Consider the following 14,643-nt stretch of genomic DNA (forward strand, 5'->3'; position numbering starts at 1 on the left):
CACCGCCCGCCGCCTGAACGCCCGTTCTCCCGGTCCGGCCCGTCGTCGGGCCTGGCCGGACCGGGAGAACTCCACCCCGCTCCGCTCCGGAGCGCGCCGGGGCCGGGTCAGTCGCCGGCCGCGCCACCGAAGGCGGATTCGAACTCGTCGATGTCCTCCTGACCGAGCGAGATCAGCGAGAAGTCCGACGGGGTGTGACCTCCGGGGCCCTCGGAGGCGTGCCGGACCAGGCCTTCGAGCACGGCCTGCCAACGCTCGGCGAGGTCGCCGAGCTCCTCCCCGGTGAGCAGCCCACGGGGAGACTCCAGGACGAAGCGCAGCTCCGGGCCCTCCGGCAGGTCCCGCGCCGCACCGTTGATCTCCAGCACGTGCCGCAGCGGCACCGAGGCGTCGACACCGCCCTCGGGCGACCCGTGCCCGGCCGCCGGCGTCCACGGCCGCGCACCACCGCGCCCGGCCCCCGCCGGCACCGGCCCGCCGCCGCCCCCGGCGTCCGCGTCCGGTCCCGAACCGCCGAACCGGCCCAGGTAGTTGAACCCGATCTGCGGCGCCGCGAGGGGCTCCAGCACCGCGGACGTCGCCGGGTTCAGGTACCGGAGCAGGCCGAAGCCCAGACCGTCACCGGGCCGCTGCCGCAGCTGCTCCTTGACCCGCTTGATCAGCCGCGCCGCGTCCTCGCCGCCCGCCCGCACCTCGGCCGGGTCGACCGGCCCGGTCTCCAGCCACACCGGGTGGACGGCGGTGAACCAGCCCACCGTCCGGGTCAGGTCCATGGACTCGTCCAGCGGCACCCGGCCGTGCGCCTCCCGGTCGATCAGGAAGCCGTCCGGGACCGGCCGCCCGCGCGCCCGCAGCCACTCGTCCAGCGCCGCGGTGAGCCCGGACAGCAGCACGTCGTCCACGCCCGCGTGGTACGCCTCGGGCAGCGCCGCCAGCAGCGCGCCCGCGGTCGGCGCCGGGACGGTCAGCTCCGCCCGGGACAGGCCGCCCCCCACGGTGTCCGTGCGCGGATCCAGCGGCCGGCCGGCGAGCGGCGGCTCGGCCCGGTCGAGCATCCGCCGCCACAGCGGCAGCTCGTCCACCGTCTGCTGCGCCCTGGCCCGCTCGGCCAGGGCGGTGGCCCAGCGGCGGAACGAGGTCGGTTCGGCGGCGACGGCCTCGCGCGCCGCGTCGGGGCCGCCGGCCTCCAGGGCCTCGTCCGCGTGCGCCAGGTCGGGCATCAGCACCCGCCAGGAGACGCCGTCGATCACCAGGTGGTGGGCGACCAGCAGCACCAGGGCGCCGTGCCCGGCGCCGCGGTCGACGAGCACGGCCCGCAGCATCACGCCGTCGTGCGGCGCGAGCGCGGCCTCCGCGGCGGCGGCCTGCTCGTCCAGCAGCTCCTCCAGCCGTTCCCCGCCGAGGCCGGCCGCCTCCACCCGGGTCACCAGGTCCGTCGCGGGCGGTGCCGGGGACGCGTCGGGCCCGGGGATCACCAGCCGACCGTCCGCCCCGTCCTCCTCCAGCCGGGCCCGCAGCACGTCGTGCCGGTCGAGGACCACCCGGAGCACGGCGGCCAGCCGGTCGGTGGTCAGTCCCGGCGGCGCGCTCAGCACCATCGCCTGGCTGCCCGCGCGTGCCACCGAGCCGGTGCGCGCCGCGATCTCGCGCATCACCGGGGTCAGCGGGACGGGGCCGCCGGGCACGTCCTCGGTGCGCTCCTCCCGGGCGTCGCCGACCGGCTCGGCCACCCGCGCCAGCCGGGCGGGCGTGCGCAGCTCGAAGATCTGGCGCGGGGTGAGCGCCAGGCCGGCCTTGCGGGCCCGCCCGGCCAGCAGCATCGAGGTGATCGAGTCGCCGCCGAGGGCGAAGAAGGAGTCCTCCGCCCCCACCCGTTCCAGGCTCAGCACCTCGGCGAAGAGCCGGCACAGCGTCTCCTCGGTGTCGGTGGCGGCGGCGCGCCCGGCCGCCCGGCCGGAGAAGTCGGGCAGCGGCAGGGCGGCCCGGTCGACCTTGCCGTTCACCGTCACCGGCAGCGCGTCGAGCACGGTCACCGAGGCCGGGACCATGTAGTCGGGCAGCTTCCCGGCGAGGTGCTCCTCCAGCGCCCGCGGGTCGGGCGGGGCCTGGGCGTCGGCCGGTACGGCGTACCCGGCCAGCCGCTTGTGGCCGCCGCCGTCCTCGACCGCGACCACCAGCGCCTGGGCGACGCCGGGGTGCGCGGCGAGCACGGCCTCGATCTCGGCCGGCTCGATGCGGAAGCCGCGGATCTTGAGCTGCTCGTCGGCGCGGCCGAGGAAGAGCAGCTGCCCGTCCCCGGTCCACTGCGCCAGGTCGCCGGTGCGGTACATCCGGGCGCCCTCGGGCTCGCCCTCGGCGGGGAAGGGGCAGGCGACGAAGCGCTCCGCGGTGAGCGCGGCGCGGCCGAGGTAGCCGCGGGCCAGCCCGGCCCCGGCCAGGTAGAGCTCGCCCGTCATGCCGACCGGCACCGGCCGCAGGAAAGCGTCCAGGACGAACGCCCTGGTGTTGTCCATCGGCCGGCCCAGCGGCACCGCGTCGGGCACCGACTCCGGGTCGGTGAAGGGCAGTTGGGTGGCGAACGCGGTGGACTCGGTCGGGCCGTAGGTGGTGCGCACCACCAGGCCGGGGTGGGAGCGCAGCAGGGTGCGCACCGCGTTCGCGGAGACCACGTCGCCGCCGGTGGACACCTCGCGCACCCCGCCGAAGATGTGCGCGGCCTGCTCGGCGAGCACCCGGAAGTGGCCCGCCGTGGCGTGCACGCTGGTCACCCGCTGGGCCGCGATCAGCCGGCCGCGCTCGACCGTGTCGATGTCGCCCGGGGGCACCAGCACCAGCCGGCCGCCGTGCAGCAGCGTCGCCCAGATCTCGTAGGTGGAGGCGTCGAAGGCGTGGTTGGCCTGCACCAGCACCCGTTCCAGGGTCTCGGGGGTCCAGCACTCGTCGAGGCAGAACGCCACGACGCTGCCGTACGTCACCGCGACGCCCTTCGGCACACCGGTGGACCCCGAGGTGTAGATGACGTACATCAGGTTCTCCGGGCGCACGGGCACGGTGGGGAAGGGCTCGTCGGGGGAGTCCGGGCCGGGGGAGTCCGCGTCCGCCGGGTCGGGCTCCAGGCGGAGCACCTCGGCGGGACCGAACAGGGCGGCGTCGGCCAGGCCCCGGCCGGCGTTCGGGGCGTCGACCAGCACGACGGACGCGCCCGCCTGCGCGGCCACCGCGCCGAGCCGGGCGGCCGGGTGCCGGCCGTCCATCGGCAGGTAGGCCGCGCCGGTCTTCACCACCGCCAGCAGGGCGGTGACCAGCTCGGGCGAGCGCTCGGCCACCACGCCCACCAGCGTCTCCGGGCCCGCGCCGAGCCCGGCCAGCCGGTGGGCCAGCCGGTTCGCCCGGCGGTCCAGTTCGGCGTAGGTCAGCTCGGTGTCCCCGGCCACCACGGCCACGGCCCGCGGGGTGCGGCGCGCCTGCTGCCCGAAGAGCTCGGCGAGCGTCGCGCCGGGCAGCTCGCGGCGGGTCGCCCGCCCGCCCGCGCCCAGGTCCTGCCGCTCGTCGCCGGTCAGCACGTCGAGCCGGCCGAGGAGCACGTCGGGGTCGTCCGCGACCTGGCGCAGCACCCGCATCATCCGGTCGACGAGGGCGCGGGCGGTGCGCTCGTCGAACAGGTCGGGCCGGTAGTCCAGCCGGACCTCGATGTCGTCGGTCGGGGTGATCACGACGGTCAGCGGGTAGTGGGCGGCCTCCTCGCCGCCGCCCGCGGAGACCCGCAGGCCGGCCGGGCCCGGACCGACGGGGGAGGGCGGCGGCCCGTCCGGGCCCGGCGGGCGGTCGGCGCCGCCGGCGGGCGGCGGTCCCGGGGGCACCGGTCCGGGGAGCAGCGGGCCGCCGGCCTGCCGCCCGCTGCGCAGCGCCGTGCCGCCCAGGCCCTCGCCCGGCGGGGAGGGGGGTTCGGGCGGGCGCGGCGCCGGGGCCTGCCCGCCGGGCGCGGCCGAGCGCATCGAGGGGGCCTTCATCGGGCCGCGCGGATAGTTCTGGAAGACCATCAGGGTGTCGAAGACGGCGCCGGGCCCGCCGGCCCGCTGGATCTCGGGCAGGCTCAGCTGCTGGTGGTCCAGCAGGGAGGCCTGCTGGTCCTGCAGCGCCGTCATGGCCCCGCGGAAGGACACGGCCGCGTCCAGCGGCACCCGCACCGGCACGGTGTTGATGAACAGCCCGACCATCCGGTCCGCCTGCGGGACCTCGGCCGGGCGGCCGGAGACGGTCGCGCCGAAGACCGGGTCCAGCCGGCCGGAGAGCTTGCCCACCAGCAGTGCCCAGGCGACCTGGAAGACCCGGTTGAGGGTCACCCCGGAGGAGCGTGCCGTCTCCCGCAGCCGCTCCGCGAGGTCGTCGCCGATCCGGTCGATCGCGTGCCGCAGCATCACCGGCGGGCCGCCGCGGTCGCCGGGGCCCACCAGGGTGGGCTCCTCGGTGCCGGCCAGCATCGCGCGCCACGCCTCGCGCGCGGCGTCCCCGTCCCGGCGCACCAGCCACTGGAGGTAGTCGCGGTACTGCGGCACCGCCGGGAGCACCGAGGGGTCGCCGTCCTCGTCGTAGAGCGTCCACAGCTCGCCGAACAGGATCGGCAGCGACCAGCCGTCCATCAGGATGTGGTGCATCGTCACCACCATCCGGTGCCGGTCGGGTCCGGCGCGCAGCAGCAGCACCCGCAGCAGCGGCGGCACCCCGAGGTCGAAGCGCCGCGCGTCGACCGCGGCCAGGCGGGCGGCCTCGGCCTCGGCCGCCCCGGCGTCCAGGTCGCCGAGGTCGGCGTACGTCCACGGGATCCGCACGCCCTTGGCGATCACCTGGACGGTGTCGCCGGCCGAGCGGGAGCGGAAGCCGGCCCGCAGGCTCGCGTGCCGCTCCAGCAGCGCCTGCCAGGACGCCTGGAGCACGTCGGGCCGCAGCGGGCCGTCGAGGTTGAGGATCCGCTGGCCCACGTACACGTCCCGCGGCGCGTCCTGGTCGTACGAGGCGTGGAACAGCAGTCCCTCCTGCAGCGGGGACAGCGGCCAGACGTCCTCGACCGTCAACTGGGTCATCATGCTCTCCGTTCGGGTTGGCCGGGGTTGCCCGCCGTCTCGGGCGGCGGCAGCAGACGCATGGGGCCTCCGCCGGGCGGCAGCGGGGGCAGGTCGCCGTGGCCGTTGCCGTTCGGCGACGGCCGTCCCGGCTCCGGGCGCGGCGCGGGCGGGTCGGCGAACTGGGTGCGGTACAGCTCCGCGTACAGGCCGCCGCCGTCGACGAGTTCGGTGTGCCGGCCGCGTTCGACCACCTGCCCGTCCTTGAGGACGAGGATCTGGTCGGCCTCGCGGATCGTGGACAGGCGGTGCGCGATCACCAGGGCGGTGCGGCCGGCCAGGGCGGTCCACAGGGCCCGTTGCAGGGCCGCCTCGGACTCCGAGTCCAGGTGCGCCGTGGCCTCGTCGAGCACGACCACGGACGGTTTCTTGAGCAGCAGCCGGGCGATCGACAGGCGCTGCTTCTCGCCTCCGGAGAAGCGGTAGCCGCGGTCGCCCATGACGGTGTCCAGGCCGTCGGGCAGCGCCGAGACCAGGTCCCAGACCTGCGCGGCCTCGCAGGCCTCGACGAGCTCCGCCTCGGTGGCGCCGGGCTTGGCGTAGAGCAGGTTGGCGCGGATGGTGTCGTGGAACATGTGCGCCTCCTGGGTCACCATGCCGACGGTGGCGTGCAGCGAGGCCAGGGTCAGGTCGCGCACGTCGTGGCCGCCGATCCGCACGATGCCCTCGGTGGGCTCGTACAGCCGCGCCACCAGCTGGCTGACGGTGGTCTTGCCCGCGCCGGAGGGCCCGACGAGCGCGGTCAGCCGGCCCGCCGGGGCGCGGAAGCCGACCCCGCGCAGCGCGTGGGCGTCGCCGGAGCGCTCCGGGGCCGGCAGCGACAGCGTCTCCAGCGAGGCGAGGGAGACCTCCCCGGCCCTGGGGTAGCGGAAGGAGACGTCCTCGAACTCGACCTCGGGGGCCTCGCCCGGCCGGGCGGCGGGCAGCGCGACGGCGCCGGGCCGCTCCACGATCAGCGGCTTGAGGTCCAGCACCTCGAAGAGCCGGTCGAAGGAGACGAGGGCGGTCAGGTAGTTCGACTGGAGGTTGGAGAGCTGGTTGATCGGCCCGAACAGCCGCGCCAGGAGGGTGGCCAGGGCCACCAGCGTGCCGATCTGGATGGCCCCGCCGATGACCAGCTCGCCGCCCACGCCGTAGACCACCGCGGTGGCGAGCGAGGCCAGCAGCGTCACCGTCACCAGCAGCATCCGCGCGTAGACGGAGGTGACCACGCGGACGTCCCTGACCTTCGCCGCGCGGTCGGTGAACCTGCCGGTCTCGCCGCGCGGCCGCCCGTAGAGCTTGACCAGCAGCGCGCCGGCCACGTTGAACCGCTCCTGCATGAGCGAGCCGAGTTCCGCGTCCAGCTGCATCGACGTGCGCAGGTTGCGCTGGAGCCGGCGGCCGACCACCCGCCCCGGCAGCACGAAGAAGGGCACCGTGACGAGCACGACCAGGCCCACCACCCAGGACAGGTAGAAGATCGTGACGACCACCAGGCCCAGCACCAGCACGCTGGAGAGCACGTTGGACAGCAGCACCGTCACCGCCTGCTGGGCCTCCATCACGTCGGTGTTGAGCCGGCTCACCAGCGAACCGGTCTGGGTCCGGGTGAAGAACGCCAGCGGCTGGCGCTGCACATGCTCGAAGACCTGGGTCCGCAGGTCGTAGATGAGGCCCTCGCCGATCCGCGCCGAACTGCGGCTGACCAGGAAGCCCACCAGCGCCTGCAACAGCGCCAGGCCCGCCACCACACCGGCGGCGGCCGCCACCACGCCCCGGTCCCGGGGCACGATGCCGTGGTCGATGAGCACCTTGAACAGCAGCGGCGTGGAGACCGTGATGACGGCGTCCAGCACCGTCAGGCTCAGCAGCGCGACGATCTGCCGGCGGTAGGGCCGCAGGTAGGGCAGCACCCGCCGCGAGGTGCCCGGCCTGACCCGCCCCCGGGCCGGCTGCTCCTCGTCGTCGGGGGTGGCCCGGATGGTGATCAGCGGGCCCGGGCCCATCATGATGCGGCGACCTCCTTGCCGTTCGTGGCCGTGACCGGGGCGGGGACCCGCGGACGCTGGTCGGTCCAGGTGCGGTCGACGTAGGCCAGGCACTCGTCGCGGGCGCCCTGGCCGAAGACGACCCGCCACCCGGCCGGCACCTGCGCGAACGCGGGCCACAGCGAGTACTGGCCGAGGGAGTTGACCAGCACGAGGAAGGCGGCGTCAGGGTCGTCGAAGGGGCTGGTCATCTCGGTCTCCTCTGCGTTCGGGTGCCGGCCGCCGGGAGGCGGCGGGAGGGTCCTGGTACGGCGTCACCCGCCCGGGCGGGCCGTGAAGCGGCCCGCCTTGCCGAGCACGTCGGCGGCGTGGATGCGCAGCGCCTGCTGGACCGCGAACTCCGCCATGTACGCGCGGAAGCCGTCGGCCGGCTCCACGGCGAGGTTCACCATGCGGCGGTTGGCGGTGACGGCCGGGTCGCGCAGCAGCCCGAGGGCCTCCTCGACGGCCGCGTCGAGCCGCTCGGGGTCGACGACCCGGTCGACGAGGGTGCGGGCCTCGGGGTCGGTGGCGCGCACCCTCCGCCCGCCGAGGATGATCTGCCGGGCCAGCCGGGGGCCGGTCACCGCCGGGAGGCGGAAGTCCGCCGCGCCGGGGACGATCCCCTCCTGCGCGGCCGGCAGGCTCAGGTAGGCGTCGGAGGCCGCGAGGACGTGGTCCACCGCGAGCAGCAGCTGCATGCCGCCGCCGATCGCGAAGCCGTCCACCGCGGCCACCCACGGCATGTCGGTGAGCGGGTAGCGCCAGGACGGCTCGTCCGTGCGCAGGCCCAGCAGCAGCTTCCTGAGGTAGCCGAGTTCGCGGCGCAGCAGGAAGCCGGCCAGCGTGATCTCGCCCGCGTGCAGGCGCTTGAGGTTGATCCCGGCGCTGAACACCCGCCGGCCCGCGTAGCGCGGGTGGGTCATCTCGCCGCCCCGGATGAGCCCGATCTCGCACTGCCCGTCCAGCAGCGCGAGGTCGACCGCGGTCTCCATGTCGTCGACCTGCTGCTCGTCCTCGGCGTTGAGGCGGTCCCCGGCGCACATGGTGATCCGGGCCACCCCCTCGCGGCGCTCCAGCGCCGTGGTCTCCAGCCGGACGGCGCCGGTGGCCCGGAACTCCCCGAGCAGGCCGAGCGCGCGCCCGGTGGGCCGCAGCATGGAGTCCAGCAGGTGCCCGCCGGCGGAGGGGCTGCGCAGCAGGCCGCGCAGGAGGACGCCCACGTCGATCTCGTGGCCGAGGCGCTCGGCGGGCGCGGCGGCCCGGTCCGCGCGCAGCCGCGCGGGGGCGGGCACCAGGCCGGGCACGGCGGAGGCGGCGTCCTCCACCAGGGCGTCCAGCCGCGGGCGCAGGGTGCGGCCCGCGGTGAGCCGGTCGTACAGCGCCTCGGCGTGGCGGTCCATGAAGGCGGTGCGCTGGGCGCGGGCCGTCTCCAGGGCCTGCTCGGCCAGGGCGCGCTGTCCGCGGGTGCGCGGGCCGGGTTCGGGGAACGGCGCGAGCAGGGCGCCCGCCCGGTCGAGCCCGTCCGCGGCGGGGCCCCGCACGGGTGCCCGCGCGGCGGCGGGTGCCTGGGCGTTCGCGGTGCTCATGCCGACACCTCGTCCGCGGTCCGGGTGCGCCGCAGCGCGCGGTCGCAGGCGGCCAGGTGCGGGCCGAGCGCGTCCTCGAAGCTCATCCACTGGGCGTCGAAGGCCAGTTGGCGGCGGATCGCGAGTTCGGGCCCGGACAGCCGGCGCAGCAGCCGGGCGGCGGCGGCCAGGGTGCGCCCCGGGTCGGTGCTCACCTGGTCCACCAAGCACCGGTCCAGGGCCTCGCGGGCGGTGATCGGCCGTCCGAAGAGCACCGTGCGCCGGGCCGGGGCCAGCCCGAGCTGCTGGACCAGCCGGAAGCCGGCCATGCCCGGCCAGGTGCCCTGCTCGTGCAGGGGCAGCAGGAGCAGCAGGTCCGGTGTGGCCACCCGGATGTCGGTCGCGAGCAGCAGGTCCAGCGCGGCCCCGCCGCACTCCCCGCTCGCCGCCGCCAGCGTGGGCAGCCGCAGCCGTTCGAGGCGGCGCACGGCCCGCTCCCACTTGGTGACGGCGGCCACGTCGGACACCTTCGCCACCGCCTCGTGCGACGGGGCGCCGGAGAGGTACAGGGTCGCGAAGTCCGCGCCGGTGGACTCCGCCTCGTCGCAGAAGGCGGCCACGGCGTGGGTCAGTTCGGCCGAGAGCTCCCGGCGGCCGTCCACGTGCAGCACGGGACCTCCGGGGAAGGCGTTGACGGGCATGGCGGGGTCTCCCTTGCGTTGGGTCACCACTGGATGAGCGCGGACTCGATCGTCGAACCCGGCCCCATGGTCATCAGCACGCCGTAGTCCCCGGCACGGACCACGTCCTCCTGGAGGAGCCGGTCGTAGGAGAAGAGGAACGAGCCGCTGGAGACGTTGCCGAAGTCGCGCAGCACGGTGATGGTGTGCCGCAGGTCGTGCCGGGTCAGCCCGAGGTTGACGGCGACCGCGTCGATGACCTTCTTGCCGCCGGAGTGCACCAGCCAGTGCGCGACGTCGTCGCGGCGCAGCGACGTCCCGTCCAGCAGCAGGTCGATGACGCCCTCCACGTGCGCGCCGACCAGGTAGGGGATCTGCGGGTCCAGGAAGAAGCTGAAGCGGTCCTGGTCGCGGTCCCAGTCGTAGCGCATCGCGTCGATGGCGTCGACGATGGTGACGCTCGCCGTCTTCAGGATCCTGGGGCCTTCGAGGTGCCGGACCGGTCCCTCCTCCCCGTCGCCGTCCCCGGGGTCGGCCATCACCGCGACCGCCGCGGCGCCGTCGCCGAAGAGGCTGTTGACCACGGCCGTGCGCATCGTGGAGTCCATCGTGTACGCGGCCGAGCAGGCCTCCGAGCAGACCATCACGGCCAGCCGGCCCGGGTGCGCCGCCGCCCAGTTGCCCACCACGGCCAGCGCGTTGAGCCCGGCGTTGCAGCCCATGCCGACGATGTCGGCCCGCGCGGTGTGCCAGTCCATGCCCAGCTCGCGGATCATCAGCGCGCTCAGACCCGGGGTGAGGAACCCCGTCGAGGTCACGCAGCACAGGTACCCCACCTCGGACAGGTCGGCCCCGATCCGCTTCAGGCACAGGGACATCGCGTCCGACCCCATGCTCACGGCCCAGGCCTTGTGCTTGTCCAGGAGGTCGCCCTGGCTCTCCCGCAGCCGGGTGCCGTCGGGCGCCGCCGGGGGCAGCACCAGCGAGCGCTGCCGGATGGAGCCCAACAGGAAGACGGAGCGCACCCTGCGGTCGGTGATCCCGAACAGGTCGAGCAGTTCCTCCTGGGAGTAGTGCTCGGGTGGAACGGCGGTGCCCACGCTCACGATGCGCGGGGCCGTGGCGGCCGGTGCCCGGTCCAGGGTCGCGGTCATGTCGGGTCACTCTCCGTTCCGGTGCGGAGCGCCGCGCCGCGGTACGTCCCGTTGCCGGTCGCCCCGGCGCCGTGCGCCTCGTCGTGGTCCTGCCTGCCGGCGTGCCGCCTGCCGTGGTGCTGCCCGCCGTCGTGCTGTCCGCCGCCGAGCGCCTCGGCGCTGAGCGTCTCGACGAACCGCGCGAGCCGCTCCACGCCCTGCGCCACCTGCCCGGGCGTCAGGTAGCTGATGGCGAGCCTGATCTCCCGCTCGCCCCCGCCGTACGGATGGAAGAACTCCATCGGCGTCCAGATCACCCCGAACTCCCCGGCCGAACGCTCCAACGCCGCCGTGCCGGTGCGGAAACCGGTGCGCAGGGTGAGGAAGAACCCGCCGTCGGGCCGGTTCCAGTCGACCCCCAGCTCCCGGCGGCGCCGCTCGGGCAGCCACCGGTCGAGCTGCGCCAGCGTCCCGGCCATGCAGCGGCCGTAGTGCTCGGCGGCCCTGGCGTTCAGCACCGAGAGCCGGCCGTCCACGCTGAGCAGCGCACCCGCCGCGACCGCCTGGCTGAGCGAGGAGGTGTTCACCGTGATCATGCTCTTGACCTTCGCCAGGTCCCGCGCCAGCAGCCGGACCCGCCCCGCACCGTCACGCACCTCCTGGTCCGCCACCACGTAGCCGACCCTGGCACCGGGGAACAGCGTCTTGGAGTACGTGCCCAGCTGGACCACGCTCCCGGAGCGGTCCAGCGCCTTGAGCATCGGAGCGCGCGGCCCGGGACCGCTCAGCCGGTAGGGACTGTCCTCCAGGACCAGCAGCCCGCGCCGCCCGGCAAGTTCGAGCAGCTCGGTACGCGTCGCCAGGTCCAGCGTGGACCCGGTGGGATTCGCGTGGTCCGGCACCACGTAGACCGCCCTCGGCCGGCGGCCGGCGGCGCGCTGCGCCCGCACGGCCTCGTCGAGGTCCGCCACCACCAGCCGCCCGTCACGCTCGGGCACCGCGACCACCGGGATGTCCAGCAGCCGGGCCGCCCCGATGATGCCGACGTAGCACGGGGTGACGAGCAGGAGCACGTCCTCGGGCGTCGCGAACAGCGTGCGCAGCGTCAGGAACATCGCCTCCTGCGCACCGACCGTCACCACGATCGCCTCGGGCGCGACCTCGAACCCCTCGTCCTGCCGCAGCGAGTGCGCGATCAGCTCCCGGATCTGCCCCGCGGCCGGCCCGTACTGGTAGAAGCGGCTGCGCACCTCCGCCGGCCCGGCGCCCCGGCTCTCCAGGTACGCCGCGTACCGGCGCAGGTGGTCGTGGACCTCCTCGATCTCGAAGAAGCCGTCATAGGGGCGCCCGGGTGCGAAGGACACCGCGTCGGGGTAGCTGAACGTGATCTCGTTCAGGAAGTTCATCCGGTCCAGGACCGGATCCTCGATGCTCGAATGCAGCGCCGTCGAGTCGAGCAGCATGGTGCCCACCTTTCCGCGGACGGGCCGGAGTTCGGGCACCGCGCCGGAGGGCGCAGGCCACGGCCCGTGGGAAGGACGCGCGGCAGGGCACCGATGCGGGCGACGCGCGGCAACCGGTGGGTGACAGGCCCTGGCCCGGAGGGCGCCGTCGTCCGGTTTCCGTCGGCAGGCCGGGCACCCGCTGCGCGGGGTGCCCGCAGCCGTAAACGCGGGGTGCGCCGTGCGGCCGTCCGGCGGCGCTGCCGCTCCGGTCCGACGGCGACGGCCACGGGCAGCGGGGCACGGCCCGCTCCGGGTGGGCGCCGGCGGACCGGGGAGCGTCCCGCCGGCGGTTCGCCGGGATCGTCCTCCCGCGTTCGCACATCGGCCGATTTCGAGTTCAACTTCATGGCGGCCCCTTGGACCCGGCCTGGGGGCCCTGGTCCCGGCAGCGCCGCCGCGGGTGCCCCACCTGTCCGGTGGCGCGGGCGCGGCGCTTGAACGCGAAAACGGCCGTCGGAGGGACGGGCTGAGCGCGATGCGAGGGTGTCGAACATCCCGGCACGCCCTGTCGCCACTCCGTACCGGCAACGGATATCGAACGGATACCTGGAGCTCAGGGCCCTGTCTGCTGTTTGTCCGTTCCAGTACGCGCCTCGGGGCAAGGCCCTGTCAAGTGCTGTCGGTTTCCCCTCGGCTACGGTCCGCTACCGGCGGGCGGTCCGGGCCGGGCACCCGCTCCGCTCCCGGTGTCGGAGGCGTGGTGCATGCTCGGTGCGGCCGCGCCCGTGGACGGTGCGGGACGAGCGGCCGCCGGGCGGCAACCCCCGTGGGCGGGCGAGTGGTTGGGGCCCGCCCCGCGGGAGGCCGGTGCGTAGGATCGGGCGCCCGGCACGGGCGGCGGGGCGGGGCGGACGAAGGGGTGGCGTGTGACGAAGCGTGATGTCCGGCGGGGCGAAATTCGGCGCGCGGCGCTGGCGATGGCCGTCTGGTGGTTGTGGATGCCACTGGTCGCGGCGCTGGTGTGGCTGGTCAAGCACGCCGTGTTCGGCGGGTTCGGGCAGCAGGACCAGAGCTACCTGCTGTTCGTCGAGCGGGACTTCTTCCCGCACGGCGGCCCGCTCGACGCGGCGCCGCTGTTCTGGGTCTGGGTCGCGATCGGCCTGTGCGGCACGGTGGGCGCGGTCGCGTACGTCGTGCAGGAGTCCGGGGCGGGCTACGGCGACCGGCGCTGGCGGCGGTGCTGCTGGCGGTGGCCGGCTCGCTGGTGCGGGTGGGCACCGGACTGTGGGACGACGACAAGGACGAGGGCCGCTACTACGCGGCGGCCACCGTGCTCGACGTCCCCGCCGGCGGGGACGGCACACCGCGCTCGGTGCTGCCGGTGACCGGGCACAGCCGCCCCGGCGACGGCGGGCGCTGCGACCTGGTGGGCACCGCGGACGTGCCGGCCTGCGTGAAGACCGCGCCGATGCCGGACTTCGACTTCGAGGCGCGCACCGCCTCCTACGCCGCGGCGACCAAGGCGCTGACCGACAGCGCGGGCCTGACCTCCGGGGTCCACCTGATGGGGCACAGCCTGCACTACCTGCCCGACGCCTCCCCGGGCGGCGGCGTCTGGACGGCCGTCCTGGACGGCTCCGGCGAGCAGCCCATGGAGGGCGTCGCGGTCTGGGACGGCCGCTCCAACTCCGTCGCCACCTGCGCGTTCCGCGGCGAGCACGCCTTCGGCCGGGCCTTCGACGGCACGGGCGCCGCCAGCCCGCGCAACCTGCTCGCCGAGCGGTTCCCCGGCCTGGTCTACAGCGACCAGGGCATCTGGGGCTACTGCGACGGCGCCGACCCCCGCACCGCCCAGCCGGTGGTGGTGATCTCGGTGGCGCGCCAGAGGGGCTGGCACCAGCGCACCGTCCTGGAGCCGGCCGGGGTGCTGGAACTGCGCGGCTCGCCGGACGGCCGCCCGAACGCCGCCTACCCGGCCTCGGTGGTCCGGTCGCAGATCCACGAGATCCAGTGGCTCGGCGGGCGCGGCGCGAAGGACGACCGCGGCTTCGGCTACGCCCACACCTCGGCGTCCACCAACGCCGTCAACCCGGGCGAGCCGGCTCCCGTCCGGTTGCTCTCCGTGACCCGTCCCGTCACCTGACGTGGTCTCAACCACTCGGAGAAAAGCCCAGCTCGACGCGGAGCCGGGCCTGCGGCTTGACGGAATTTGCCAACCCGGCGCATCACACGCACCAGGCATTGACCAGAGCATGACGCCGTGTGAGTGTTCGGGCACCCGAGCGCGGACGGCCCGCACGGCCGTCCCCCCAGACACGGCCCTGCGGTGCGCCACCAGCCACACCGTCCGCGGACGGGGACCCCCACACGCGAGGAGCCCCGATGCAACGCAGGATTTCCCTAGGCAGGCTGCTGACCGCCGCGACCAGCCTCACCGTGCTGGCCGGCATGATCGCCACCACCGCGGGGCCGGCCACCGCCGCGCCCATCCCCGCCCCGGCGGACAGCGCCCTGGCCGCCGCCGTGAACGCCGCCGACGCCGCCGTCGCGGCCAGCCTCAAGTCACTGGCCGCGAACGGCGACGAGACCTACCAGCGCACGAACGTCACCCCGTGGGTCGGCGGCCTCTACTCCGTCGCCTACGAGCGCAGCTACCGCGGCCTGCCGGTGGTCGGCGGCGACGCGGTC

At 75.3% G+C, this 14,643-nt stretch carries 8 protein-coding genes and 1 pseudogene; 2 read left to right on the forward strand and 7 right to left on the reverse strand.

Annotated elements, in window-relative coordinates:
* Window positions 1-107: 107 nt before the first annotated feature.
* The 7 genes from ACIQOW_RS28615 to ACIQOW_RS28645 all read right to left on the reverse strand — a co-directional run bounded on the left by ACIQOW_RS28615 (window position 108) and on the right by ACIQOW_RS28645 (window position 11,973).
* Window positions 108-5,081, reverse strand: coding sequence for an amino acid adenylation domain-containing protein (locus ACIQOW_RS28615; protein WP_401089688.1), 4,974 nt, complete (start codon window positions 5,079-5,081; stop codon window positions 108-110).
* Window positions 5,081-7,111 (reverse strand): ABC transporter ATP-binding protein, encoded by a 2,031-nt coding sequence (locus ACIQOW_RS28620; RefSeq protein WP_401089690.1) that lies wholly within the window; start codon window positions 7,109-7,111, stop codon window positions 5,081-5,083. The genes ACIQOW_RS28615 and ACIQOW_RS28620 overlap by 1 nt, the downstream gene beginning before the upstream one ends.
* Entirely contained in the window at window positions 7,108-7,341 is a 234-nt protein-coding gene (locus tag ACIQOW_RS28625; RefSeq protein WP_401089692.1) for an MbtH family protein, read from the reverse strand. Before ACIQOW_RS28625 ends, ACIQOW_RS28620 begins: the two co-directional genes overlap by 4 nt.
* Window positions 7,342-7,404: 63 nt before the next feature.
* A complete protein-coding gene (dpgC, locus tag ACIQOW_RS28630) occupies window positions 7,405-8,718 on the reverse strand; it encodes a (3,5-dihydroxyphenyl)acetyl-CoA 1,2-dioxygenase DpgC (RefSeq protein ID WP_401089694.1) in 1,314 nt (437 codons plus the stop codon).
* Window positions 8,715-9,398 carry an enoyl-CoA-hydratase DpgB gene (gene dpgB / locus ACIQOW_RS28635; protein WP_401089696.1) on the reverse strand — a complete coding sequence of 228 codons (684 nt, stop codon included), beginning with the start codon at window positions 9,396-9,398 and terminating at the stop codon, window positions 8,715-8,717. The genes dpgC and dpgB overlap by 4 nt, the downstream gene beginning before the upstream one ends.
* Window positions 9,399-9,421: 23 nt before the next feature.
* Entirely contained in the window at window positions 9,422-10,531 is a 1,110-nt protein-coding gene (dpgA, locus tag ACIQOW_RS28640; RefSeq protein WP_401089698.1) for a 3,5-dihydroxyphenylacetyl-CoA synthase DpgA, read from the reverse strand.
* Window positions 10,528-11,973 (reverse strand): PLP-dependent aminotransferase family protein, encoded by a 1,446-nt coding sequence (locus ACIQOW_RS28645; RefSeq protein WP_401089700.1) that lies wholly within the window; start codon window positions 11,971-11,973, stop codon window positions 10,528-10,530. The genes dpgA and ACIQOW_RS28645 overlap by 4 nt, the downstream gene beginning before the upstream one ends.
* Before the next feature lie 1,219 nt (window positions 11,974-13,192).
* On the opposite strand from ACIQOW_RS28645, the gene ACIQOW_RS28650 reads away from it, so the two are divergent.
* Window positions 13,193-14,098 carry a hypothetical protein gene (locus tag ACIQOW_RS28650; RefSeq protein ID WP_401089702.1) on the forward strand — a complete coding sequence of 302 codons (906 nt, stop codon included), beginning with the start codon at window positions 13,193-13,195 and terminating at the stop codon, window positions 14,096-14,098.
* Window positions 14,099-14,337: 239 nt separating this feature from the next.
* A pseudogene (locus tag ACIQOW_RS28655) lies at window positions 14,338-14,643 on the forward strand (peptidase M28); the annotation flags it as partial.

Source organism: Kitasatospora sp. NPDC091335 (assembly GCF_044757205.1).
Lineage (GTDB): Bacteria > Actinomycetota > Actinomycetes > Streptomycetales > Streptomycetaceae > Kitasatospora.

What these genes read in the sequence shown, in the direction of transcription:
- ACIQOW_RS28615 (WP_401089688.1), bottom strand. Translation starts at nt 5,081, where the DNA reads ATGACCCAGTTGACGGTCGAGGACGTCTGGCCGCTGTCCCCGCTGCAG.
- ACIQOW_RS28620 (WP_401089690.1), bottom strand. Translation starts at nt 7,111, where the DNA reads ATGATGGGCCCGGGCCCGCTGATCACCATCCGGGCCACCCCCGACGAC.
- ACIQOW_RS28625 (WP_401089692.1), bottom strand. Translation starts at nt 7,341, where the DNA reads ATGACCAGCCCCTTCGACGACCCTGACGCCGCCTTCCTCGTGCTGGTC.
- dpgC (WP_401089694.1), bottom strand. Translation starts at nt 8,718, where the DNA reads ATGAGCACCGCGAACGCCCAGGCACCCGCCGCCGCGCGGGCACCCGTG.
- dpgB (WP_401089696.1), bottom strand. Translation starts at nt 9,398, where the DNA reads ATGCCCGTCAACGCCTTCCCCGGAGGTCCCGTGCTGCACGTGGACGGC.
- dpgA (WP_401089698.1), bottom strand. Translation starts at nt 10,531, where the DNA reads ATGACCGCGACCCTGGACCGGGCACCGGCCGCCACGGCCCCGCGCATC.
- ACIQOW_RS28645 (WP_401089700.1), bottom strand. Translation starts at nt 11,973, where the DNA reads ATGCTGCTCGACTCGACGGCGCTGCATTCGAGCATCGAGGATCCGGTC.